Here is a 24063-nt window from a genome sequence, read left to right on the forward strand (position 1 = left end):
CTAAGGAATAAGTTTGCTTGATTTCAAATCAAACGCTTTGCGCATCACTGCTGTATCAGGGTGATCTTTAATCGGATCATCGGGATAGTAAGCTACATGAATTGCTCCCTGCTCATACAAAGACTGAATGGTTTTCGCCATTTCGTCCGATGGGACTTTTTGGTTGTTGCGCCAATCCACCGCCTGCAGTTCAAATACCGCTTTTTTCATGCAATCTGGATATTTTTTGACTCGATTGATAATGTCTTTATAAAACTGATCGCTATTTGGCGCCTGCTCCATATACGGCATGGCCATAATGGCTGTGAAATCGTAGCGCTTTAGCGACTCTTCCAAAGACTGCGAATACCAATTTTCTGCATAAGGCTTTAACGCGACTTGTGCATAGAGATTGCGCGCAGTGAGTAAAAATGGCTGGTACAAACGTACATCTGCAGCCAGTGACAAGGCAAAATCATCAATCGCTTTGGTTTTAAATGCCGTCCATTTCTGCAGGTCTGCATCATTATTGCGGATCTCAGACAAATCATTTGGCAAGCCTATCGCCGCATAAGCTTTCATTGCATCTGCGCTGGCATCTTCATAGTCTGAAAGCGTGGTATCGTCATGGAATAACACACCATTAAATGGAACTGATTTCGCCAAGTCCATATAAATGCCCGCAATGGTTTTACGCGCTTCTGGGGAAAATGGACTCAGGCGCTTATACCCCATATTCAGATGCTGACTGTTGCTGCTCTGCTGTGTGACCACGACATCATTGGATACAGGGTTGCTTTTTGGCAGCTCCCAAGCGAGTAATGGCATCCATGCGTAGACCCGGCTCACATGTGTGCGTGTCTGAATCTGCCATGCTACGCGGTTAAACAAATCTGCGCGCATTGGCAAATAATGATTGGGGAAATACACCATATCTGCAGAGCCATTGGCATCCGGGTCAGAAAATGCCTGTAGATAAACCGTATTCACTTTCATGGCTTCAATACGGTCCAGCAGATTGCTCAGATTGCGTTCCTGCTGGACAGGATTTGGGTCGTAAATATAATCCAAATCGATATGCATGATTTTTTGCGGACGGTTATTATCCCCCAAGTATTTTTGGCGGTTTTCAATTTCCTGCGCCAAATCGGCCGTGCTCATATTGCCTTCGACTAAAATGCGGTTCAGCTGCCCCAATGAGCTTTGCACTGAATCCGCACCGTCATCCAGACTAATGGCAATAGGCATACCTAAGTGCTTAGCGATAGACACCGTTTGCATATTGTAGCGGCCATAAGGCCAAACCATAACCCGCGGCGACTGTATGCCGTGCGCAGTCAACAGTTTATTGTTATGTCTTAAATCCTCAGTAATCCGCTGCTGATAATGCAGGTCATCTTCATAAGCGGCCGTTTTAGGGTCATACAACCGCGTTACTGCCGCCGGCTCTGAATTGCCCTGCGGATTGCCTAAAATACCGCGGTGCAGGTTATAGCTGTGGCTGGCTATTTCAACTAAACCGCTGTTTTGCATTTTTTTTAACTGGTCCCAGGACAGCATGGCATTGCGCGGAATCATCTCATCAGAGAAATCAACTTTTTGATTGGCTGAAGGTTCCAGCCATGAGCCGACTAAAGCTAAGACTGCTGGAATTTTATTGGCTTTTAGAATGGGGTATGCATTTTGATAAAAAGATTCATAGCCATCATCTACCGTCAGCAGCACAGGTTTTGACGGCAGACGTTTTTGGCCTTGATGCGCTTTCAGCAGCTGATCGACATTAATGAAGTGATAGCCATTTTTTTTCAGCCAGGCTATATGCTTTTCAAATTGAGCTGTACTGACTGCATATTCTGGAATAAGCGATTTATTATCGGTAATTTCATGATAGCCAATAACAGTCAAAATTTGGTCACTTTGTACATCTTTGCTCCATGCGAGTGGAGAGCAAAATAATGCTGCAGAAAGTGATGCCGCAAAAAAATTTAAAAGAAAACGAGTTTTCATGAGAAGCTGCTCAAAATTAAAAGCAGAAACTGAAGCTTAAATCCGTTCATCATCCTGATGAAGCTGTTTCCCTTAAGCAAATTTAAACACAGTTTCCGTTATGACTTTTTAACAAAACAACATGAAATGAATCTTAAAATTATTAAATACAAGAACAATTTAACCGCTCATGCCGTCTCAGAATTGATCTACATTCAACTATGAAAATGAATTGCGGAAAGTCAGACTGGCACTGGATTTTTTTTGCGGTCAATTACATAAATGAAGCTACGCTAAAGCATCAGCCATATTTTTAATGCATATTTAAGAAATGCTTTCTATGCTATTAATTCGAGCTGGTCCAAAGTATTTTACAGCCCAAAACATAAAACTGATTCCAAAAAAATTGGACGCCGGCATAGACAAGCAGCAAAAACCTGCTGTATTTTCAATACGGAATAGAAGATTAATTCATCTTTTATTTTACAGCCATAGTATACTGCTTCTGCCAATTGTCTCACCTTTTCGGAACATATCTTCTACGCTATGAACAAAAAATTAGTATCCTCTGCCAGCCTTAAAACTTTGTCTGTTTTGGCCATTTCAATCAGCTTAGCTGCTTGCGGCAATGGGTCTTGGTGGTCTAAAGATGATGAGCCAACCTTAAATACAGAGCAAATTCGCAAAGCGATCCCGGCGCGCGTGAATGACCGCAGCTCATGGGCAAAAGACATTTTCGACATTACAGAGCAATTGGGTATTCCACAAACCAAGCAAAATATTTGTACAATTGTTGCGGTTGTAGATCAGGAATCTAACTTTGTCGCAGACCCGCAAGTTCCGGGATTAGGTGAAAAGGCAGTAAAAGAGATTCAAACCCGCTTAGATGAAAAGTTTAAAGATAAATTAGGCGACGGCATTGGCGGAACTGTGGCGGGCTACTTTGAAGAAGTGCTGAAAACTCAGCCAAGTCCTGACAACAACTATTTAAGCCAAATGCGTAAAGTCAAAACCGAACGCGAATTAGATGAACTCTACCGTGAAATTTTCGACTATATGTCAAAGCATTATCACGTCAGCGCACTGACTGGCGCAGCCAAATTGGTCGGGCAAGATTTTGGTGAAAAATTAAACCCAATTACCACATTGGGCTCTATGCAAGTACATATTGGCTATGCCAAAGATCATAAGCGTCAAGGCGGAAATATTGCTGAGTTACGAACAGATATGTATAGCCAATTCGGCGGCATGTATTACGGCATCCATCGTTTAATGATGTATCCTGCGGATTATGATAAGCCGATATACCGTTTCGCAGACTATAACTCTGGACGTTATTCCAGCCGTAATGCTGCCTTTCAAAGCATGCTGAATGATTTGACCGATGCAGAACTCAGCTTAGATGGTGACTTGCTGCTTTACAATAAAGACGGTGATGTCCGTTCCGCTAAAAGTGAATCTGAACGTGAATTGCTAAATGTATTTTCTGCGAACAGCATTATCTTAACACCGCGTCAAATTCGCTCAGATCTGAAAAAAGAGAAAGATCTAGATTTTGAAGATACAGCGACTTACCGTGCTGTGACTAAGCTGTATAAAGAAAAAACAGGCAAAGAGGCTTTTTATGCCATGATGCCTGAAGTGGTGATTTCTGGGCCGAAACTGAGCAGAGACTACAATACCAACTGGTTCGCGAGCAGAGTGAATGGACGTTATCAAACATGCATGAACAGAATAAAAAATCTAAAAATTTAGCATTATTTGATTTTGATGGAACCCTGTGCAGCAAAGACAGTTTTACGGGGTTTATCTTTTACGCCTTGCGCAAACGCCATATTGTCCGCAAGGGGCTGAAAATTCTTCCTTGGATCCAAGCCTATTATTTAAATTTGTACCCAGCGCACGCCATGCGCCAAACGCTTTTCCGCGCCATGTTCAGTGAATCAAATGCACAAGATGTACAGCGCATTGCAGATGAATATGCACAAAAGCTGATGCATTCACTCGACCCTGCTCTTTTTAAACAGCTGAAAAGCCATCAGCAGCTAGGACATGAAGTGGCCTTAGTTTCTGCTTCAGTCGATTTATACCTGCAGCCCATTTGCAAGTTGCTTGGGATTGAATTGATTTGTACTGAGGTTGATATTCAAGATCAAATACTGACAGGCTCATATCAAACCTTAGATTGCAGCTGTGAGCAAAAAAAGCTCCGCATTCTAGAAAAATATCACCTCCCAGCTTTCGATAAAATTTACGCTTACGGCAATAGCAGTGAAGATCAAGATATGCTTGAACTCGCCGATTACCGCTATATGGTAGGCACTGATGCAGAGCTGCCAAGGTTATTCAGCCCAAATCTGCATCAATATGAAAGCTCACTTGAATCATCATAATGATTCAATAAAAAAGGCCATGCAATTGCATGGCCTTTTTTATTTGCGCTCTTATTTTGTAAATGGGAACGCATATTTCACAATACGCTTAATCACACTGCCGTATTGTTTTACAAGGCTGGCATTGTTGTAGTTCAAGCCATATTTTTCACACACTGCCTGCACTTTTGGCGCCATTTTACGGTAACGGCGTGCTGGAACATCTGGATATAAATGGTGTTCAATCTGATGGCTTAAATGACCAGTCAAAATATGAAACGCTTCAGAACCAGTCAGGTTTGAAGAACCGCGGATTTGACGCATATACCAGTGACCGCGGCTTTCATCCTGCAAAACAGATTTCGGGAACACTTCCACATCTTTGGTAAAGTGACCACAAAAAATAATACTGAACGTCCAAACGTTACGAATGCCATTCGCCACTAAATTACCGGTAAACACAGGCAGTGCTGCTGGGCCGGCAATCAGCGGGAAGAAGAAATAATCTTTAAAGAACTGTTTGCCAATTTTGCTCTGCGTTGGCTTCCACTCTTGTACAAATTGTTTCCATGTTTTGCGCTTATAAATCACTCGGCCAATTTCAAGGTTTTGAATGGCAACGCCCCACTGGAACAGCAAGCAAAATGGAATGCTATACAGCGGCTGAAGCAGGTAGCCTGGCTTCCAGCGCTGCTCAGGGAATAAACGCAGCAAGCCGTAACCAATGTCATCATCCATGCCTTTAATATTGGTATAGGTATGATGCTTGTAATTATGCGTTTGACGCCAGTTATCCGCCGTACCCACAATATCCCACTCATAGCTTGGACCATGGAACTTTGGATCATTCATCCAGTCATACTGACCATGCATGACATTGTGTCCTAATTCCATGTTTTCCATAATCTTGGCAAAACCAAGCAAACCTGTGCCTAAAAGCCATGCAGGCGGGAACCAGCCAGCAAACAACAACGCGCGGCCAGCCAAAGAAGAATAACGGATCGTAGAATACACGCGGCGGATATATTTGGCATCTTTCTCGCCAATATCATCCAGCACTTCTTGTTTAATTGCATCTAGTTCACGGGCAAGATTGTCTAAATCCGACTGAGTCAGCTCACGATTTTTTGGGTTTTTAAAATATTCAATTTTTACAGGCATGTTCATGTTTTTTGTCCTACCTTATAAATCAATTACGAGATCAGTTTGAGCTGAATTCACACAAATTTTTAATGCATGGCTTGGCTCTGAGTCTTGCGCGCCGTTCACGAGGTTTTTTGTTGACCCTTCAGATTTAACGCATACACATTTATTGCAAATTCCCATGCGGCAGCCATGTGTAGGCTTAATATTCTGCTGTTCCAAGCTGGCCAAAATAGATTGACCTTTAGGAATGCTGATTATTTTATTTGACTGCGTCAGAGTCACATTGACAAAACCTACGTCGTCATTTACAGCAACACTCATGCTGAATGCTTCACTTTGGAAATGATTCGCCATAGGTGCAAACAACTCTTCCGCTTTGGCTGTAAACCCAGAAGGTCCGCATGCAAATACCGTACTTTCTGTAAGATGCGCAATAGCTGATGCATGTGTTGTATTTAAACGCTCATCGGCTGCATCTTCTTGCGTATAGAAAATTTGAAATTTGAAATTTGAATTAGCTTTTGCCAACTGCTCAAAATAACCTTTAAAAGCAGCATCTTCGTGACGTTTTACCCAATACAGCAATTCTATTTGCTGATTTTTCAGTTGGTTCTTTTTCTGCAAAGACATCAGCATGCTGTACATTGGTGTAATGCCACTGCCTGCCGCCAGCAAAACCAAAGGCTGGCCTAAAGAAACTGTCATGTCGCCAAAGGGCAATCCAAACTCAATAATATCGCCTTCTTTTGCCTGCTCAACCAGCCATGAACTTACTTTTCCGCCTTCAGCTTTTTTAACGCTCAATAAAACATGATGCGCATCCAGCTGAGTCAGACTGTAACTGCGTTCATAGCGCACGCCGTTTACGCTTACAAAAACCGGATGATGCTGCCCTGCTGCACCAAATTTGAAATGACGGTTCACCAGCAATGTAAAGCTGGCTAAATCTGCAGCAGCCATTTCTTTATGCACAACTTTTGCTAAAGCTTGATTGCTCGACCAAAGCGGGTTGAATTTCTGCAGCCAAAAATTGACAGCATTCAAGTCAACAACGCTCTCTGTAAAGAATCCCAAAGGCTGTTTCGTTTTTTGAATTGCATGCATAGTCACGGACATCTCATTGCGGTTTTTAATTATTATACACATGTATATATATTTGTATATATATTCATGTATTTTATCGATACCCTACAAAAACTGTAAGCTTTTGCGTTAATATGTTATGGTTTCTAATCCATTGAAAAATATGGTTCCGTCTGCATTGAAAGTGAAATTAGGTATTATGCTCGAAGATCAAGCAATCACTGAAACAGTGGCTGTCCGTACAGTTGGACGTAAGGCAACAATTACTAAAGAAGAACTGTTTCAAGCAGCATTAAATTTAATTGGACCGCAAAAAAGCATTGCATCACTCAGTTTACGTGAAGTGGCTCGTGAAGCAGGCATTGCCCCAAATAGTTTTTATCGCCATTTTAAAGATATTGATGAACTCGCCATTGAGCTGATTGACCGTTCAGGTTTAGTTTTACGTCAAATCCTGCATGAAGCGCGTCTTAAAGCCTCTAGACAGCAAAGCATTATTCGAAGTTCAGTAGAAGTATTTATTGAGCAATTGAATGTGGATGAAGGCAATTTAAGCCTTTTGCTGCGCGAAGGCTACACAGGCTCTACATCTTATAAACAAGCGGTTGAACGGCAATTAAATTTTTTTCAGCAAGAGCTGAAAGAAGATCTGATTACTTTAGAGCGTTTGAACCACAGCAAATTATCTCATCCCGAAATTGTGGCCAAAGGCATCACCCAGCTGGTGTTCAATATGGGCGCCAAAGTGATTGATTTACCTGCAGGCGACCGTAAAGAAGTGGCTGAACAGACCATGATTATGATTAGAATGATTTTAGAAGGCGCCCGTCATATTGACGAAGCAAAGATTCGGTAAAGCATAATTAAATCACGCAGTTTTAGTGAATTAAGCCAATTTTCTTCGCTGCGTGTACCGCTTTTGTTCTCGAATTTACGGCTAATTTTTGGTAAATATTTTTGACATGCACATCTACAGTAAATTTTGAAATATTAAGTTCCACCCCTATTTCACGGTTACTTAATCCATTTGCCACACATGCCAAAATTTCTTTTTCTCGCATTGATAAATTAGTATCAACATTCTCATTTACATCAAAGCTTAGCTCTGAAGCGGAATTTATATTCTTGAGTATTTTTTTTGCTATAGCAGGATCAATAATTGCACCGCCTTTCAACATAGTCCGTATTGAAAACATGAGTTCAAAATCATCTTTTTCTTTCAGAACATAACCAGTTGCCCCTACATGCAAAGCTTTATAAATAACATCGAATGTATTCCATGAAGAAAGCACCATAATAGGAACAGTGCTTGCGATTTTATCCCGAATGCCTTCAATAAAATCAATACCGCTGCCATCTGGCAAATTCAAATCAACCAGCATAAATTTTACTGAATTTGAACGACAGATATTTTTAGCAAAATCTATGGTTTGAGAGAATAAAATATCCTGCTTTTCATAACCAAAACTTTCTAGAATTTTATAGATTCTAAGTTGATGCGCTGGGTCATCTTCGAGAACGAGCATTGGCTTGAGTAAAGGAAATTCGAAGTTCATTTTATTATACCTTTCATTTAACTCCTGAAGTATTTATTGTTAAAATCTAAAGTACTATCCCTAGAATTAGGGATATTGAATATATTAAATTGAGGAATTCAACCCATTATGATTTTTATGTGAAATAGGTTGTATTATAAATTCTAAATCATACGCAATCTTGTAATGAATTATTCGCCAATAGGCAAACACCTTAAATTTCAAATGACTCATTCCTGATTAGGGTCTGTTGACATTTCATAATGGTAACCAAATAAAATACAGGCTAAAGCAACTGAGTTTGCATAATTCTGCTTTAGCTTATCGTAACGTGTTGCTATACCTCTGAAATGCTTCAATCTTGCAAATGCGTTTTCAATTAAGTCTCTGATTTTATATAAATACCAATCCATATGTTTATTGCTGGATTTAGAATTACACTTCTTTGGAATATTTGCTTTTGTTTGAGTTTTTTCGATTTTCTCTCTAAGCAATTCTGAATCGTAACCCTTATCAGCACACAACATTTCTGTTTCTTCTAAACTCAAATAATCAATTAAATCAGATGCAACTTTCACATCATGCGTTGTGACATCACCAATGGTAAATTCGAACGGGTTTCCATTTGCATCTACAGCTAAGTGGATTTTAGAACTGTTTCCGCCGATGCTTTTAGTAATAGATTGGTCTTTGATACCAGCAGCATGTTGATGTGCTCTCACATGACTCGTATAGGCTCATGCTTTCAGTGCCTGCAGTGTGAGCCTATACGAATCATATTTACTGATGGAACAGCTTGAAAATGAGCTTCTGCTTACAGGTATTGCAACAGAAACCCATGCTGAAAGTGCTTATATGAAATGTAATTGTGAGTGAAGTTAAACCATCTGGCTGGAGCTGAATGCTCCAGCCATCATCTTTTGAACTTTTATGCTGATTTAAATTTCAAATACTTAAAAATAGGTATGTACTCAAAATTCAGAATGAATACATTGAAGCAAAGAATTCTGGACTTTTATCAATGAAAAAAACCAAAGCTCTAATTGGCAGCATTTGCCTGTTCAGTATGCTCAACCCTGCCTATTCCGCAACTCCGTGTACTACTTCTCAGGACGCTGGCATTGTTCATCTGAATTCAAGTAATCCGGCACGGATCAAAACAAAAGTATATTTCAAAAATTGTAGCCAGCGGGTTCGTCCAGCTTTTGAATGGATATATAAAAAAGATAATACGGGTGTTTTCTATTTAGATCACCAGCCAAATCATGTCATTCCTGTAGGATTCAATAGCCGATACGGTGCAGACTGGGATGGAACTGGAGGTCTTGTAGGTGGAAGTCAAAGTGCATACGAAGCATCCGCAAATTTCGATAGAATGGTGTCGTACGGCGATACAAGAAATATAACTTCATATACTGAAATTGCACCACCTGATTTTGGTGATCTAAGTAAATACCCTGTAGGTACATACCATTCATCCATGATATTTAGTGTGAATACTTTCTGACTTATATATCGTTCCTACAGTTTATTAAAACTGATCTTTATTCATTGAAAAAATAGTTTCTTCATTTTTTAAAATACCTACTTTGGGTTATTTATAAAAAACTATTCAATTTTAAACTAAACCCTGTATTTCTTTTCTTTTCAATATAATTTTCACTTACATCAGGATACTCAAAACCTATGCATTCTTTATTCAAACTGTCTGGCGTTTTATTGTTAAGCGGTTTCGCATTCAGTGCTTATGCTGCTAGTCAAAGTATAACCGTAAACTACACCCTGACTGTTCCAGCTGCATGTAACCTGACGGGTACCGCACCCTCAATCAATAAAGTCCTTCCTGTGGATGGAAGTGCTATCGATGAAAAATTCAGTATTAAATGCAATGTGCCTTATACACTGGAGGTAAAATCTGCCAACAAAACAGGACAAAGCGCATCTGAGGTAATACACAAAAACAATGCAAGCGCTAAAATTCCGTACAATCTTGAAGTCACAGGCGGCTCTCTTGCTGTTGCTGTCAATGGCCCTGCGACAAACGTACCGCCTTCTATTTCAACCACAGCAACCGATTATACACTGAGTGCAAAACTTCCTGTCGCTCTGGTATCTAGCAACTACATGGCCGGCGAATATACAGACACAGTAACTATTAACATGACCTACTGAAAGTTTTATGCGCTGAATATTTCAATGCATATTTAACGCACTTCACGAAGTAAAATATTTGTTCTGTTGTTATCTGCAGCAAAAAATCAATTCAAATACCATTTAACTCAAGACTTTGGTTAAAACGATTTTTGCAATATCCATTCAATATTTTACTTCATATTTTATTACAGCAACTGTTGCAACTCTCTGCTTTATAAACATGCTTAATACAAACACAGTTCAGTAAAAATGAATGGTTCTTATTATTCACTATATTGTTTTAAATAGACGATTTTCAACATGTGAAATGCCGTCTGGGGAAATATATGTTTGCAAAAACAGCCAAACAATTCAGCTTATTTTTAACTTCAGCAACCCTGTTCTGTATGCCTGTTCATGCAAATGTAACCATTTTTCCAGTCCAGCTGAACATCGGTGGGGAAAAAGGACAGCGCAGCACCGCAACCAATCTTGTCGCCAGCAGTGATGAAAAAGCTCAAAGCTATGAAGTCAGTGTATTTCGCTGGTCTCAGGATGCTTCAGGTCAAGACATTTTAACACCAGATACTGAGCTGATGGTCAATCCACTATCTTTTGTACTGGAACCTGGCACAAAGCGCATGATTCGCATGGGATTCAGACAACCCGTTGCAGATATGCAATTAAAGCAGGAAGCCGCATGGAGAGTGGTCTTCACGCCTCTGCCAGATGCTGAAAAATCTCAGGGTATCAAATTTAATTACGGTTTTAATATTCCGCTGTTTGCAGGCAAAGGCTTTCAGGCAGACATGTCTTTCGTGCTTGCAAAAAATGCAAATAACCAGCCTGTCATACTGGCAAAAAATGCAGGAACTGCGCACTTCCAGATGTCTGAATTTACATTGCAAAATCCCACAGGTAAAACACTGTACAACAGCAGCGAACTCAAATATGTACTCCCTCATCAACAAGTTCAGCTGAATCTGAAAAATTTTACAGTAGCTGCCGGCACACCGCTAAAACTGGTTACAAAAACACCAGACTCAAAAACACTGAGTTTTGACGTCGTGGAGCAGCAATAATGGTTATTAGAAAACTAAAACAAAGTATTCCACAACCCGCTGTACTTTTGCTTGTTGTTTGCTGTCTGCATACCGAAATTGCAGTTGCTCAGAATGTCTTAACCGAAACGCCACAGGCTGACGCAGCAGATACACCCACAGTAAAGCACAGTATTGCAGGTATCTGGGTCAATGGCATTGACCTGCAAAAGGAAGCCCTTGTCATCAGACAGAATAATCAGCTTTTTATTGAATGTGCCCCGCTTAAAACAGGCTTTGTCAATATTTCCAGATTTTCTTTTCTGAACAACAACAATGCTCAGTACTGCTTAATTGACCGCCCTGATATTGGTATTGAAGTCGATGAAAAATCACAACTGCTGAAACTCAGCATACCTGTTCAATACTTGCAAAATCAGAAGCTGCACGCACAGCAGGCTGCAAAACTGGAATTCCCAGGTCTGGGCGGTTTTATTAACTACAACACCTATTTTCAGGATGGGGATTACAACAAACAGCTGAGTGCATCTACAGACCTGAACATTTTCTGGAAGAACATGCTGTTCAACAGTGGACATCTATTCCAAAAAGACTATGAAAACAATCAGGACTCAGACTTTAAGAGCAGCCGCTTAAACACATCCTTAAGTTTTGAATTTCCAGAACAGATGACCACCCTGAAACTGGGTGACAACATCAGTACCTATACAGGGTTGAATCAGTCCTTTTACTTTGGTGGTTTAAGTTTTGGCACCAACTTCACCAGCCGCTCTGGTTTTACGTACTGGAACACACCTTCCATTCAGGGCAGCGCCCTGACTCAGTCCAGTGTTGACTTAATCATTAATGGTGCACAGGCATACAGTGGTAGGGTTAACCCTGGGCAGTTCAGTATAGACAGTAATATTGGCTTTAACGGACTTGGCAGTGCTGACATTATTGTTAAGGACGTATTGGGCAACACCAAAGTTCAGAGCATGGATATTTTTGTGAATCAGCGCCTACTCCGTCCAGGCTTAACAGACTATAACCTTTCTGTAGGTAAATTGCGTTATAACTATGCTTTTGATGATGAAGACTACCGCGACTGGTTTGGCAGCACCTATGTCCGGCACGGTATAAGCGAATACACCACGCTAGGCGCCGTTGCTGACTACAGCAAATCACTAGAAAGCGCTGGGCTACTGTGGAGTCAGTATCTGTATAAAATGGGTTTACTGGAAATCAATTCTGCATACAGCCGTGTAGATGACTGGGGACTGGATGGCTATACCGTCAATGCAGAATTCAAACGCGATTTACAGGATTACAGCATAGGTCTGCGTTCACAATATTATAGCGAAGACTTCCGCATGCTAGGTCTAGATGACTATAAAACAGGTTATTTACCTAAACAGGAACATCAGGTCTATTTGTCCAAATACAACATCCCTGTACTGAACAATCTGTCTTTAAGTTACGTTGAAAGAAATTACAGACCAGTTTCTCAAACCGATCAGAAAATTTTCAACTTAAGAAGCAGCAGACATCTGGCACGCGGGCTGTTTGGCAGCCTTGGTGTATCTTATGACGCTGTAAGTAAGGACAATGCAAGTTTTGACCTCATGCTGAGCTATACATTTAACGACAGCAGAAAATCAGCAAGCTTTTCTCAGCGTGATGAACATGAAACCAGCCTGCAATTCAGTCACAGTACCTCTGAAAATACAGGCTTTGACTACAGTATAGGCGCAAGCCGTTCGCATGATGTGTACTCTGGAAATCTGTCTACACGCATAAAAACCAATGCAGGCGATCTTGGACTGCAGTATCTGCAAACAGACAACCGTCAGTACTATTCAGCAAACTATATGGGTTCAGTGGTCTGGTTGGGGAAAAATTTTGACCTGAGCAAATACATAAACAACAGTTTCTCACTGATTCGCCTTGAAGGTTCACCAGATGTAGATATTTACAGTAATGGTTCCCATATCGGCAAGACAGATAAAAACGGGGAAATCTTTAGCTACAATCTGTATGGATATACGCAGAACAATATTGGATTCGATGAAACCCAGCTATCTGTAGAGCGCAATATTGATGAAACTTACCGTGCCATTACGCCCCTGCATCAGCGTGGATATGTCATTGAGTTTAAAATACCGGAACAGCAAGAAACCCGCGATGCTAAGTTCAGATTTGTTGACTCAAATCAAAAAACCATTGAAAAAGGCAGTATTGTGAACTTTGTTTCTGAAGAGAATGCCAAATATCCTGTTGGCAGCAATGAAATGATCACGGTTTATGGTTTAACGAATAAACACTACCGCATTGAAGTTCAAACTGACACGGCTGTCTGTAAAAGTGAATTTGACCTGAATACTGAAACACAGACTGACCAGCCAATCACACTGATCTGTAAGTAATTTGAGCCTGGTAAGGCTAACATGAATTAGTCATTTTAACCTGCCGCTAAAGTACAAAAAAGAGCTATCAATCAGCTCTTTTTTTTGCGTCATATGAAGTGACCTGAATGCTAAAATACAAACTGATCAGCCTGTGGTACTGGTCTGACTTAATCAAAGAAAAAGAATGAGAAATATATTCTGCAACATTGTGAGCTGGATTTTATTCAAAATTCACTTGTCCCAAAACCCAGTATCTCCTGTTTAATTTGCGCTTTGCATTTCTATTATTTTTTTTACTGTTCGTGCAGTCAGATCAGGACTTTCCAATGGAAACATATGCCCACCATCAACTATACTAAAATCAATGCCGTAATTTTTTTTCATTCCGTCAGGCAAGCCTTGCTTATAAAAAGGACTCTGCGCTGCAGTAATTAAATGCACAGGCACATTTGGCGCTTTACGCGGAGTACGCCACCACCATGCTGGCACAGTTCGAAAAATATGCGCTTCCACTTGTTTAGGAATACTCAGCGTTACCCCGCCGCGCTGTTCATCAGTCTGAAGACCATGCGAAAAATAATCATTAAAGCACTGTTCATCAAAACTTTTAAATAAGCGGTTATTGCGCAGTGCCGCATAGGCTTCTTCAAAACTTTGCCAATGATCATTCCGCTTTAAGGTCATGCCTGCTGGCGTAATCTTATCTACCGCTTTCAGCTTTAATTTCTGAATGCCTTCAAATATAAAAGATTTACCGCCAATCACAAAAGGCGGGTCCAATATAATTAATTGCGAAAACAAATCTGGGCGCTGGTATGCTGCCATTAAGCTAACCAAAGAGCCGAAAGAATGCCCCAAACCAATGACCTTCTGCTGCCCAAATTGTTTTTCAATATCATCAATGACTTGATTAACCAAATGCTTCCACGTGTAGGTCACAGGATATTCAGCACTCATACCAATCAATGGAATCGCTTTAATGCAAAAATCGGCACCAAAAGCATTAAAAAACTTTTGATAGCTTGCAGCAGGAATGCCATTGGCATGCGTAAAATGAATAGCTTGTGTCATATGGCAGGGCCTAATAATAGAATAGCTCCAGCCTAGCGTTTAATTTTGATCTGAGTAATTGCAGAACTGCACATTAATTTGAATCTACAGTCACTCAAAACATGAAATCAAAACCCTGTACAGAAATATTAAACGTACTTATCTGCTTCACTTATTTTGCGGATACAACCAAATTTTGATTTGGCATAAAGGATGCGCCACATGTCGTTTTGTCCCCTACGATCACCACTGCCCGCCCTTTGACTGTTGTTGTTTGATCAGATGCAATTGATGCCACAGTCGCTTTGCACTTTGGGCAAAAATGCTTCATGCCATTTAAATGCACAGCAATCCCATTGATGGTAAATGTGTTTTCACACTCCGTGACTACGCCGCCATGAGAAGTTTGCGAGCCAAGTGTTACCAGTGCTTTTGCCATACGGCTTTCCTTCTTATTATTCTAAGAGATTTTTATTTTGCGGCTATTCTAAAGCAATTGAACCGGCAGCTCGAGTTTACTCAACTTTTCCAGTGCTTATTTAAAGCAGTTGAGTACTGCAGCTTGGCAATCGTACAGATTTATGCTGTATCCGAGCTATACTAGCTTTTAAGAATAATTCATCTATTTTGAGGTTTCCATGAGTTCTGAAGATCGTTCAGATATTTTTATTCAGCAGATTCAAAAGGTACTTCTGCAAGATTGGGACCCGCTGAATATCCGTAAAAATACGTCTATGAAAGATGAATATGATGCTTATATTGCGGATGTGCTTGATGTACTTGAAAATGAAAGCGCAACCGCAGCAAACATAGCAGGCTGTCTGCAAGAGATAGAACATGAGTTTTTAGGTATCAAAAAAACTTCAGACCGTGCTGAAAAAGCTGCAGCCAAAATTTGGCAGCATTTTGAGGAATTTTTGGCTTAAATTTTTGTTCCGCACATTTTGCAGCAGATATTAAAAATTCATTTTTATATCTGTAATAAAAAAGCGCCACTTTAGGCGCTTTTTTATTGGAAGGTTGAACCCGTTTAAGGCTTCACCACCACCATCACTTGAATTGCTTCAGGGCTTACAGATAAACCATCCAGCAAACCTAAACCTTCCTTTTGCAATTTTTGCAGACGTGAAATTTCATCTTCACGAATACTTGGGTTAAATTGCTTTAAGTAAGTCAAACGGTCAATTTCATATTGCCACTTGCTGCCATACACTTCTTTGGCCTGCTGCTTGAAGTTTGGCAATGCCGCTTTGGCAATGTCCAACGCTTGATTGTAACGCTCTTCAATCACATCACGGCGTGCTTTCACTACTTGACGGCAGCTGTTGCCATCTAAGTGATGCAAGTATGGCTTCAAAATTTCAGGCGCGATTTTTAACGATAAATCTTGGCCTTTTTCGCTGAGCAATACACGAATCAGCTGCTGCGGCAAGCTAGACGGTAGGTTCAACGCCTTCGGCGCAATCACATCTACTTTAAACCAAACTTCAATCAGCACAGAGCCTTGCGGCAACGCTGCCGATTTCAACACAGCCACGTTGGTGCTGCCGAAGCCCTGTGTATTAATCATTTCCATCACACTTTCTGTGAATGGATGTTCCAAAGTCAGGTACTGCGCATCTTCACGCAGTTGCGCCTGATCGCGGTAGAAAGTGGCCGTCATGCCGTCTTCGTCTAATGTCAGGCCTTGCACCTGCATTTGATCGGTTGGCTTAATGATCACTGTACCGTTGCTTTGCTCATCAAAATCAATATTTGTAGCCGCCATAAAGCGTTTCATAAACATTGGCAAAGTGGTGTTGTCGTCGTAATCTTCCAGCGCGGTCACAATTTCCTGCGCCACAATTGGACGGCAAGAGTTGTATTCCAGCAAGCGGTCACGGCCTGCCTGCAGTTCTGCTTCAAGCGCTTCACGCTGAACAGACACTTCTTCCAGCAAATCTTCAAACTGCTGACCTAAGTCTGCCAATAGGCAGTCTTTTAAGTTCACAATGAAGTTTTCCTGCAAAGTTTGCGCAGTTGGAGAAATATTGCTGAAAATGTTTAAGCCTTCGTTGTACCAGCGGAACATGCGCTCTTGCGCAGTGCCTGACAAATACGGCACATGAATTTGAATCCGGTTTTGCTGCCCAATACGGTCTAAACGGCCAATACGCTGTTCCAATACGTCTGGGTTGGCTGGCAAATCAAACAGCACCAAGTCAGAAGCAAACTGGAAGTTACGCCCTTCAGAACCAATTTCAGAGCACAGTAAAATTTGCGCGCCATACGATTCTTCGGCAAAGTAAGCAGCCGCTTGGTCACGTTCCAATAGGCTCATGCCTTCATGGAACATTGCGGTACGAATGCCCGCATGCAAGCGCAGTACATTTTCCAGCGCCTCAACCACAGGACCGCTGCGCGCAATCAATAACACTTTGTTGTGTTTTAAATCTGTACGCAGTTTTTCCATCAGCCACATAACACGCGGATCATGTTCCATCCAAGCGCCATCTAACTGTGCTTCTTCAGGCCACATTTGCTCACGCAGCTTACCGTCTTTAGACCAGTTTGCAGGTGCAGGCAACGCTGCAGGCTGACAATCACGGCCAGGGAAACCTTGAATTGCTTCACGCGTGTTGCGGAATAAAATACGGCCTGTACCATGACGGTCTAGAATTTCGTGAATCGCACGGAAACGCTGTTCTGGCGTATCATCAATGCGCTGACCTAACAATGTTTCAACTGCATCTAAATGAACTGCTTCCAGCGGGAAATCTGACATTAACACTTCAGCAATTTTTGCAGTTTGCTGATATTGCTCTTCTTCATCCAAGAAACGATCCAGTGAATTAAAACGAGATGGATCTAGCAAACGCAAGCGCGCAAAATGGCTTTCTACGCCCAATTGTTCAGGAGTCGCAGTTAAAAGCAATACGCCAGCAGTTTGCTGTGCTAATTCTTCAACCAAATCGTAACGGTCGTTGCCGCCCTCTTCTTCATTCCACATCAAGTGATGCGCTTCATCGACCACCAACAGGTCAAAACCAGCTTCTAATGCTTGCTCACGCAAATCATCGTGGTCAATCATTAAGTCGACGCTAGCAATGATGCGCTGTTCAGTTAAGAATGGGTTTTGATCTGGATCATGTTCTTTAATTGATGCTGTACGCGTCAAATCAAATAAAGAGAATTCAAGATTGAAACGGCGGCGCATTTCAATCATCCACTGATATTGCAGTGAATCTGGCACCAAAATCAGAATACGATCAGAACGGCCTGTTTTGAGTTGCTGATGGATAATTAAACCCGCTTCGATGGTTTTACCCAGACCAACCTCATCTGCCAATAAAACACGCGGTGCAAAACGCTTGCCGACTTCATGCGCAATATACAGCTGATGCGGAATGAGGCCGACACGTGAACCGACTAGACCACGCAATGGGCTAGACTTCATATTGGCTTGCATAAGCAGAGATTCAATACGCAGGTCGTACCATTCTTTATAATCAATTTGGCTTGCCAATAAGCGGTCTAATGGTTTAGACAGCTGAATATTTGCACCGATACGGGTTTCATTCAGCGCTTTACGCTCTTCTGTACCGTCTTCCAGCTTGCGAATCACGTTATAGCGCAGTACGCCATGACGGTCTTCTACCGACTCAACTTTCCAAGTTGCACCTTCCTGATCCTGCAGCTCATCGCCTGCATTGAAAATAATACGCGATAAAGGCGCATTATGGCGCGCATAGACACGAGTCTCATCGCTTTTTGGAAAAAGTATGCTGACCGATCGCTCATCTACATCGATGAGTACCCCTAATCCCAGTTCTGTTTCTGTGTCTGATAACCAACGTTGACCAATAGCGAACTGCTGCAATTTTTCCACCTTTTTCTCAAGTCAGGACTGCAAATTTATGATTCAAACTGTGTTTGATATTTGATCAAAAATCCGCACCGAATAGCAATATATTTTGACATAAAGCCCACTAAAAAGTGAGCATCATTTTAAATGTTTAACAGGTATTTTCTAGAATGGCGCTGCACAGAAAAAATCAATCATTTGCTCTGTCGCCGGATGCTGAAAACTCAAGCGCTCCGCATGCAGGCAAAGTCTCGGCATTAAGGCCTGATGCTGCTCATCTGCATACAAGGTATCCCCCACAATTGGGTGTCCTAAGTACTGCATATGCACGCGCAGCTGATGTGAGCGGCCAGTAATCGGCGTGAGTTTTACACGCGTCACAGGCACGCCATTGATCTGGAAGTTTTCGATAGCTTCCCAATGAGTAAGCGCTGGCTTGTTATGTGCAGGATCTGCAATATGCAAAGGCGGACGGCTTGGGTCATAAACCACGGGAACATCAACAGTGCCTTCACCTTCCAAAGTACCAGCCACAACAGCATGGTAGGTTTTAGACGTTTGGCGCTCTTGAAATTGACGGGAGATGCGGTTTTGACCTAAGCGGGATAAACCAAAAACCAGAATGCCGGATGTATCACGGTCTAAGCGGTGAATCAGCAAGGTTTTGGGTTCTTCTTGAAGCAGGCGGCTGATTAAGCAATCCTGTAAATCTGGCGTTTTTCCTGGAACAGTGAGCAAGCCTGCTGGCTTATGGATCACCATAAAATCTTCATCACGATGAATCAGATGTTCTGTCAGAAAACTATTCAATGTTTAATCCAGGCCAATCGCGAAAATAAGGGCGCAATGATAAAAAGCTTAGCCAATAAATACAATGCAAAATGGCCAATTTGATAATGATTTTTACGATTTAGGAGAAATATTTTTCCAATTATGTGTATTTTAATTTTGAACCGTCAAAATTTGCAGTAAATCCTGCAACGTTGGATGATTTAAGAAATCTTCGTAACGAATATTTGCACCATTGGCACGCCATAAGCCAATCAAACTGACTATAGCGACAGAGTCTAATCCGTACTGCCGCAAATCTACGGAAAGATCAATTTCTAAGGCCTCCATATGCAACTGCTCTGCCACAGCCAGCAAGATGCCTTTAGATGACAATACATATTCTGTAGGCGCGCTTAAGCTCCATAATCGTGTAATGCTATAGCTGTTCATGTGATGGATGCTTTGCTCGGCTATGCTTTCAATCCATTGAATGTGCTGTTCTGTATTGGACAATAAAATTGCATCGTCAATAATGCAAATTTGCGATGTAACCGTCATTAAATGCGGCAGGATCTGTTTCAGCAGCGGGGTAATCAGCCCTGCGATCATCAATTGCTGATAATTGGACATCAGCTCACCTAAGCGCTGCATGCCCTGCATTGCATCTGCACCCGATAAATCAACAATAGGAATATTCAGCGCTTTGGCTTTGGCAATGACGCTGTTTAAATTTTGCATCAGTTCACTGTTTGAAAGATCATTATTTGCTAATAATTCGCTTAATCCAGCCACCACCAGTACAGATTGTGTTGAGACTACTGACCATATTGCTGTAGATGGTGCAAGTTGAATTTTTTTAGGCATGGAATACAGCATATGACCTCAAAGTACATAATCGAATTTTAAAACGTATAATCTGATGCTAACGCAGAATAACTCATCGTGAATGTTTTAGTGATGTGATTGTTTAATCTTTCAGCTTAGCTGAGCTTTGATAGAAAGAGATAATTTATAAGGTACTTATTGCTTAACATTTCGTATAATGACCATTATGTTAAATGGCTTTAATTTTGCTTAGCCCTATATTCATTAAATGCTAGAAGCATTCCCTCTTTTTGTTCTGCGGAGGCATCTGGAAATGAATAAAATCTTTCATAATCTTTTCTAAATTGGCTGCTTTCAATTCTTTTAGCTAAGTCATCAATAAAACCTTTTCCTTGAGTCTGATATTGCTGAATCGTTTGTTTATCTAGGCAGATAGTTTTCGCCCAAGAAACTGCACTCATATTTATACAAACATTGAGGTATATATTTTCGCTATCCTCATATAGTTCCCAAAAATAAGGCTCTATTTCTATAAGTTGCATTTTAGTAGTATTTCCAAACTTTTAATTATTTCTAAAATTAACATAATACACGTTATACGAAACGCTTTAAATTTTCTATTTAGCGTCAATACTTTAGTAAAATCCGTTTCAAGCTTTAGCGCAATGAAACGGTTTTTTATTGATTATTCACGTTCCACACATCATTAAAGGTGAAACTGAGATAGCTTTTAAAGATTAACTAACGAATTTCTGATTTAAATATTAGGCCTGCGCCAAAAACTTCTCAATCGCCTGCTGTGCAATTTCAGCATCCTGAAAAGACTTCACGCCAGACACGCCCATTGCGCCAACCAACTGCCCTTCATACAAAATCGGCTCACCACCTTCCAGCATGCCGCTAAAGGTTTCCATAGTTAGAAAGCCCATCTGCCCGCCTTTGATCAAATCTTCAAATAATTTTGAAGGGCGCTTACTAATGGCTGAACACTTGGCTTTCTCTAAACACAAATTAGCTGTCATTGGCGATGCGCCATCCATACGCTTCATTGCCAGCAAATTGCCCGTTTCATCCGTTACCGCAATGCTGACATTAAAGCCATTTTCGATGGCATAGGCATGTGCTGTATTCAGTAAAAATTCTGCATCAGCCAATGTTAAATAATGTTTGGTTTTCATTAAAAAAATCCCTTTCTCAATACATGCTAAATCATGTGACAACAAAAAGCCCGCAGCAGGCTGCGGGCTTTATTCTAAATCAGAATCTGCTGATTTAAATGAAAATTACTTCATTTCAGCAAATACTTCTTTTGCCGCTTGAATTGTAAATTCAATATCTTCATCTGAGTGCGCAGCAGATATAAAGCCTGCTTCAAATGCTGATGGCGCAAGGTTTACACCACGCGTTAGCATGCCGTGGAAGAATTTACGGAATGCATCAACATCACATTTCAACATTGAATCGAAGCTGGTAATGTCTTCTTGGTCTGTAAAGTAAAGACCAAACATACCTCCAACTTGCTGTGTTTTAAATGCAATACCGGCTTCCGCTGCAGCTGCTTCTAAGCCTACAAGGAGTTTCGTCAATTGAGCTGTTAGATTTTCATAAAAACCTTCAGTACGCAGGTGCTTAAACATTTCAATACCAGCGCGCATCGCAAGCGGGTTGCCTGACAGTGTACCTGCTTGGTAAACCTTGCCCAGTGGCGCAATGCATTCCATCACTTCGCGTTTACCGCCAAATGCACCTACTGGCAATCCTGCGCCAATGATTTTACCCAATGTGGTCAAATCTGGAGTTACGCCATAATGTGCCTGTGCACCGCCTAGGCCAACACGGAAACCTGTCATGACTTCGTCAATAATAAACACAGAACCGTGCTCATCACATACGTCACGAATAGCTTGTAAGAACCCGTCAATCGGTTTCACCAAGTTCATGTTGCCTGCTACAGGTTCTACAATCACACCTGCAATTTCAGAACCAAATTTTGCAAAGCATTCTTTTAAAGTCGCAATATCATTGTACGGAAGCGTTAAAGTGTGCTTTGCAAAATCTGCAGGAACACCTGCTGAAGTTGCCTCACCTTCACCGCTTGTTAAAAGGCCTGAACCTGCTTTAACCAACAATGAGTCAGAGTGCCCGTGGTAGCAGCCTTCAAATTTTACAATCTTGTCTCGGCCAGTGTAGCCGCGTGCAAGACGAATTGCTGTCATGGTCGCTTCTGTACCTGAGTTGGTCATACGAACCAATTCAATTGAAGGCATAATTTCGCAAATAATGTCTGCCAAAGTCGTTTCATGAACGGTTGGCGCACCAAAACTTAAACCATCTACTGCAGCATCTTGCACGGCTTTAATAATGGCAGGATGCGCATGACCTAAAATCATTGGTCCCCATGAACCCACGTAATCAACATAGCGTTTACCATCTACATCATACAAATATGCGCCTTGCGCTTTTTCAATAAATACTGGTGTACCGCCTACACCATTAAATGCGCGTACAGGAGAGTTTACGCCGCCAGGAATATGCTTGCTGGCTTGTTTAAATAATTGTTCTTGCTTAGCAGATAAAGTCATTAAAATACTCAACTCAAAAAAATTAAAATGCGATTCAATACTCAAGCTTTTTCAGCAAAAAGCTCAGACCAGTCAAATACGCGCTGCCCAACAGCAGACATAGAACGGCCCAATACATCGCTAATCACCGCGCAAAGATCGGCACCCGCTTCAATCACTTCGGCAGAGTTTTCTACGGTTAAACCGCCAATTGCACAAATCGGCACATTCAATTTTGCTTTGGCTTGTTTTAAGGTTTCTAAGCCGATATTGCCTGCTTCTGGCTTAGTTTCTGTGGCAAAAATTGCGCCAAAAGCCACATAATTTGCACCGTCTGCAATCGCTTGTTCAGCCAGTTCTAAAGAGTTATTGCAGCTGCGTCCAATCAGCACGCCTTTAGGCAAACGTTCAACAGCTTCTTGAATTGAACCGTCGTCCTGACCTAAATGCACGCCCACGCCGTACTGTACAGCCGCTTCCAAATCATCATTAATCACAAATGGCACTTTGTACTGTGCGCATAAATGTTTCATATAACCAATTTCATAGTCCTGATTTTCTTTTGCCACATTTTTACGGCGATATTGCAAAACAGCTACTTCATAAGTCGCCATTGCGCCTTCCAGTTTCGCCAAAAGCAGTTCAATAGGGTCATCATTGGTAATTAGATATAAACCGCGCATACAACATTCACAACTTTTAAGTTGCCCCTATTATAGGCAGAACTCTAATAAGATTAAGCATTTCTTGCTATAAAAATACAATGTCCAAGAATTTTCAGCCGCATTTCCCGCTTAAGCCTTATAAATGCGATGAGCTGCTTATTTTTAAAGCAAAATACCCAATTCTAGGGATATGCGGAATTATTAAGCTTTGTACAATAAAACACATAAGAACAAGTAAAAAATAAACCTTATAAGAACGAACTAGCGCAAGATTAGGCCTTTTGATGATTTAGTAAAACGTTTGGGGAAACGTGAATCATCAAAAGGCCTACCCTATTTGCATAAATTCATTCCTGTCTGTACATCATTCAGCAACAGCTTTTCAAACTTGAGCGCATATCTCCAGCCATAAAAAAAGCCTAGAGAAAGGTCGCTCTAGGCTTGGAAAACATTGTATTTTTCAATGCTATTTTTGAATGTCTTATCTGGCTATCAAATTCATTTCATTTATTTTTAAAGCAATTATTCTAAAAAAGTAATCTTAAAAATTTCACTAAATTTTAACCATTTGATTAAAAAACAAATTAAATTTTAAATTTGCACTTAAATCAGATTTATTTGGAACTTTCATTTAATACTTACAATAAATATGCAATAAAACTATC

21 protein-coding genes and 1 pseudogene are annotated in these 24063 nt (G+C 41.0%); 8 read left to right on the forward strand and 14 right to left on the reverse strand.

The genetic code is table 11. The features are described 5' to 3' along the window. Positions 1–1986: a poly-beta-1,6-N-acetyl-D-glucosamine N-deacetylase PgaB gene (gene pgaB / locus B9T34_RS04700; protein WP_086212006.1), complete on the reverse strand. Its 1986-nt coding sequence runs from the start codon at positions 1984–1986 to the stop codon at positions 1–3. 525 nt (positions 1987–2511) lie between these two features. Between pgaB and B9T34_RS04705 the strand changes: the two genes are divergently transcribed. Beyond that, positions 2512–3720: a DUF1615 domain-containing protein gene (locus B9T34_RS04705; RefSeq protein WP_086212007.1), complete on the forward strand. Its 1209-nt coding sequence runs from the start codon at positions 2512–2514 to the stop codon at positions 3718–3720. Beyond that, entirely contained in the window at positions 3687–4358 is a 672-nt protein-coding gene (locus B9T34_RS04710; protein ID WP_086212008.1) for an HAD-IB family hydrolase, read from the forward strand. Before B9T34_RS04705 ends, B9T34_RS04710 begins: the two co-directional genes overlap by 34 nt. 51 nt (positions 4359–4409) lie before the next feature. Here the strand turns inward: B9T34_RS04710 and B9T34_RS04715 are convergent, their stop codons facing one another. Both B9T34_RS04715 and B9T34_RS04720 read right to left on the reverse strand, forming a co-directional pair. Then, the gene (locus B9T34_RS04715; protein ID WP_086212009.1) at positions 4410–5504 is read right to left on the reverse strand and encodes a fatty acid desaturase family protein; all 1095 of its coding nucleotides are present in this window, start codon (positions 5502–5504) and stop codon (positions 4410–4412) included. Positions 5505–5519: 15 nt separating this feature from the next. Beyond that, the gene (locus B9T34_RS04720) at positions 5520–6587 is read right to left on the reverse strand and encodes a ferredoxin reductase (protein ID WP_171265127.1); all 1068 of its coding nucleotides are present in this window, start codon (positions 6585–6587) and stop codon (positions 5520–5522) included. Between the two features lie 178 nt (positions 6588–6765). On the opposite strand from B9T34_RS04720, the gene fabR reads away from it, so the two are divergent. Next, complete coding sequence (gene fabR / locus B9T34_RS04725; protein WP_086212062.1) at positions 6766–7422, forward strand: HTH-type transcriptional repressor FabR; 657 nt, start codon at positions 6766–6768, stop codon at positions 7420–7422. A 22-nt stretch (positions 7423–7444) separates the two neighbouring features. On the opposite strand, the gene B9T34_RS04730 is transcribed toward fabR, so the two are convergent. Together B9T34_RS04730 and B9T34_RS04735 are read right to left on the reverse strand one after the other, a co-directional pair. Then, positions 7445–8122, reverse strand: coding sequence for a response regulator transcription factor (locus tag B9T34_RS04730; RefSeq protein ID WP_086212011.1), 678 nt, complete (start codon positions 8120–8122; stop codon positions 7445–7447). A gap of 237 nt (positions 8123–8359) precedes the next feature. Continuing rightward, positions 8360–8829, reverse strand: a pseudogene (locus B9T34_RS04735) (IS5 family transposase); the annotation flags it as partial. 293 nt (positions 8830–9122) lie between these two features. On the opposite strand from B9T34_RS04735, the gene B9T34_RS04740 reads away from it, so the two are divergent. The 4 genes from B9T34_RS04740 (at position 9123) to B9T34_RS04755 (ending at position 13700) form a co-directional block, all read left to right on the forward strand. After that, on the forward strand, positions 9123–9608 hold the full coding sequence (locus B9T34_RS04740) for a hypothetical protein (RefSeq protein WP_086212012.1): 486 nt from the start codon (positions 9123–9125) through the stop codon (positions 9606–9608). 179 nt (positions 9609–9787) lie between these two features. After that, positions 9788–10273, forward strand: a complete 486-nt coding sequence (locus B9T34_RS04745) for a spore coat protein U domain-containing protein (protein ID WP_086212013.1) — start codon at positions 9788–9790, stop codon at positions 10271–10273. 308 nt (positions 10274–10581) lie between these two features. Continuing rightward, positions 10582–11316, forward strand: coding sequence for a molecular chaperone (locus tag B9T34_RS04750; RefSeq protein WP_086212014.1), 735 nt, complete (start codon positions 10582–10584; stop codon positions 11314–11316). Then, positions 11316–13700, forward strand: coding sequence for a fimbria/pilus outer membrane usher protein (locus B9T34_RS04755; RefSeq protein WP_086212015.1), 2385 nt, complete (start codon positions 11316–11318; stop codon positions 13698–13700). Before B9T34_RS04750 ends, B9T34_RS04755 begins: the two co-directional genes overlap by 1 nt. Before the next feature lie 243 nt (positions 13701–13943). On the opposite strand, the gene B9T34_RS04760 is transcribed toward B9T34_RS04755, so the two are convergent. Both B9T34_RS04760 and B9T34_RS04765 read right to left on the reverse strand, forming a co-directional pair. Beyond that, complete coding sequence (locus tag B9T34_RS04760; protein WP_086212016.1) at positions 13944–14753, reverse strand: alpha/beta fold hydrolase; 810 nt, start codon at positions 14751–14753, stop codon at positions 13944–13946. A gap of 151 nt (positions 14754–14904) precedes the next feature. Continuing rightward, a complete protein-coding gene (locus B9T34_RS04765) occupies positions 14905–15171 on the reverse strand; it encodes a PAAR domain-containing protein (protein ID WP_086212017.1) in 267 nt (88 codons plus the stop codon). A 199-nt stretch (positions 15172–15370) separates the two neighbouring features. Between B9T34_RS04765 and B9T34_RS04770 the strand changes: the two genes are divergently transcribed. Continuing rightward, the gene (locus B9T34_RS04770) at positions 15371–15658 is read left to right on the forward strand and encodes a hypothetical protein (protein ID WP_086212018.1); all 288 of its coding nucleotides are present in this window, start codon (positions 15371–15373) and stop codon (positions 15656–15658) included. Positions 15659–15762: 104 nt separating this feature from the next. Here B9T34_RS04770 and rapA read toward each other — a convergent pair whose 3' ends face one another. The 7 genes from rapA to thiE form a co-directional block, all read right to left on the reverse strand. Beyond that, entirely contained in the window at positions 15763–18600 is a 2838-nt protein-coding gene (gene rapA, locus B9T34_RS04775; RefSeq protein WP_086212019.1) for an RNA polymerase-associated protein RapA, read from the reverse strand. A 141-nt stretch (positions 18601–18741) separates the two neighbouring features. Further along, positions 18742–19386 (reverse strand): RluA family pseudouridine synthase, encoded by a 645-nt coding sequence (locus B9T34_RS04780; RefSeq protein WP_086212020.1) that lies wholly within the window; start codon positions 19384–19386, stop codon positions 18742–18744. A gap of 132 nt (positions 19387–19518) precedes the next feature. After that, on the reverse strand, positions 19519–20223 hold the full coding sequence (locus tag B9T34_RS04785; protein ID WP_086212021.1) for a phosphopantetheine-binding protein: 705 nt from the start codon (positions 20221–20223) through the stop codon (positions 19519–19521). 188 nt (positions 20224–20411) lie between these two features. After that, positions 20412–20714 (reverse strand): hypothetical protein, encoded by a 303-nt coding sequence (locus tag B9T34_RS04790; RefSeq protein ID WP_004280001.1) that lies wholly within the window; start codon positions 20712–20714, stop codon positions 20412–20414. A gap of 222 nt (positions 20715–20936) precedes the next feature. Then, positions 20937–21350, reverse strand: a complete 414-nt coding sequence (locus B9T34_RS04795; RefSeq protein WP_086212022.1) for a GlcG/HbpS family heme-binding protein — start codon at positions 21348–21350, stop codon at positions 20937–20939. Between the two features lie 105 nt (positions 21351–21455). Next, a complete protein-coding gene (hemL, locus tag B9T34_RS04800) occupies positions 21456–22754 on the reverse strand; it encodes a glutamate-1-semialdehyde 2,1-aminomutase (protein WP_086212063.1) in 1299 nt (432 codons plus the stop codon). Between the two features lie 41 nt (positions 22755–22795). Continuing rightward, complete coding sequence (gene thiE / locus B9T34_RS04805; RefSeq protein WP_086212023.1) at positions 22796–23416, reverse strand: thiamine phosphate synthase; 621 nt, start codon at positions 23414–23416, stop codon at positions 22796–22798. Positions 23417–24063: the final 647 nt, after the last annotated feature.

The sequence above is a fragment of the Acinetobacter sp. ANC 3813 genome (assembly GCF_002135435.1).
In the GTDB taxonomy this organism is placed as follows: domain Bacteria; phylum Pseudomonadota; class Gammaproteobacteria; order Pseudomonadales; family Moraxellaceae; genus Acinetobacter.

What these genes read in the sequence shown, in the direction of transcription:
- pgaB (WP_086212006.1), bottom strand. Translation starts at nt 1,986, where the DNA reads ATGAAAACTCGTTTTCTTTTAAATTTTTTTGCGGCATCACTTTCTGCA.
- B9T34_RS04705 (WP_086212007.1), top strand. Translation starts at nt 2,512, where the DNA reads ATGAACAAAAAATTAGTATCCTCTGCCAGCCTTAAAACTTTGTCTGTT.
- B9T34_RS04710 (WP_086212008.1), top strand. Translation starts at nt 3,687, where the DNA reads ATGCATGAACAGAATAAAAAATCTAAAAATTTAGCATTATTTGATTTT.
- B9T34_RS04715 (WP_086212009.1), bottom strand. Translation starts at nt 5,504, where the DNA reads ATGAACATGCCTGTAAAAATTGAATATTTTAAAAACCCAAAAAATCGT.
- B9T34_RS04720 (WP_171265127.1), bottom strand. Translation starts at nt 6,587, where the DNA reads ATGCATGCAATTCAAAAAACGAAACAGCCTTTGGGATTCTTTACAGAG.
- fabR (WP_086212062.1), top strand. Translation starts at nt 6,766, where the DNA reads ATGCTCGAAGATCAAGCAATCACTGAAACAGTGGCTGTCCGTACAGTT.
- B9T34_RS04730 (WP_086212011.1), bottom strand. Translation starts at nt 8,122, where the DNA reads ATGAACTTCGAATTTCCTTTACTCAAGCCAATGCTCGTTCTCGAAGAT.
- B9T34_RS04740 (WP_086212012.1), top strand. Translation starts at nt 9,123, where the DNA reads ATGAAAAAAACCAAAGCTCTAATTGGCAGCATTTGCCTGTTCAGTATG.
- B9T34_RS04745 (WP_086212013.1), top strand. Translation starts at nt 9,788, where the DNA reads ATGCATTCTTTATTCAAACTGTCTGGCGTTTTATTGTTAAGCGGTTTC.
- B9T34_RS04750 (WP_086212014.1), top strand. Translation starts at nt 10,582, where the DNA reads ATGTTTGCAAAAACAGCCAAACAATTCAGCTTATTTTTAACTTCAGCA.
- B9T34_RS04755 (WP_086212015.1), top strand. Translation starts at nt 11,316, where the DNA reads ATGGTTATTAGAAAACTAAAACAAAGTATTCCACAACCCGCTGTACTT.
- B9T34_RS04760 (WP_086212016.1), bottom strand. Translation starts at nt 14,753, where the DNA reads ATGACACAAGCTATTCATTTTACGCATGCCAATGGCATTCCTGCTGCA.
- B9T34_RS04765 (WP_086212017.1), bottom strand. Translation starts at nt 15,171, where the DNA reads ATGGCAAAAGCACTGGTAACACTTGGCTCGCAAACTTCTCATGGCGGC.
- B9T34_RS04770 (WP_086212018.1), top strand. Translation starts at nt 15,371, where the DNA reads ATGAGTTCTGAAGATCGTTCAGATATTTTTATTCAGCAGATTCAAAAG.
- B9T34_RS04785 (WP_086212021.1), bottom strand. Translation starts at nt 20,223, where the DNA reads ATGCTGTATTCCATGCCTAAAAAAATTCAACTTGCACCATCTACAGCA.
- B9T34_RS04790 (WP_004280001.1), bottom strand. Translation starts at nt 20,714, where the DNA reads ATGCAACTTATAGAAATAGAGCCTTATTTTTGGGAACTATATGAGGAT.
- B9T34_RS04795 (WP_086212022.1), bottom strand. Translation starts at nt 21,350, where the DNA reads ATGAAAACCAAACATTATTTAACATTGGCTGATGCAGAATTTTTACTG.
- hemL (WP_086212063.1), bottom strand. Translation starts at nt 22,754, where the DNA reads ATGACTTTATCTGCTAAGCAAGAACAATTATTTAAACAAGCCAGCAAG.
- thiE (WP_086212023.1), bottom strand. Translation starts at nt 23,416, where the DNA reads ATGCGCGGTTTATATCTAATTACCAATGATGACCCTATTGAACTGCTT.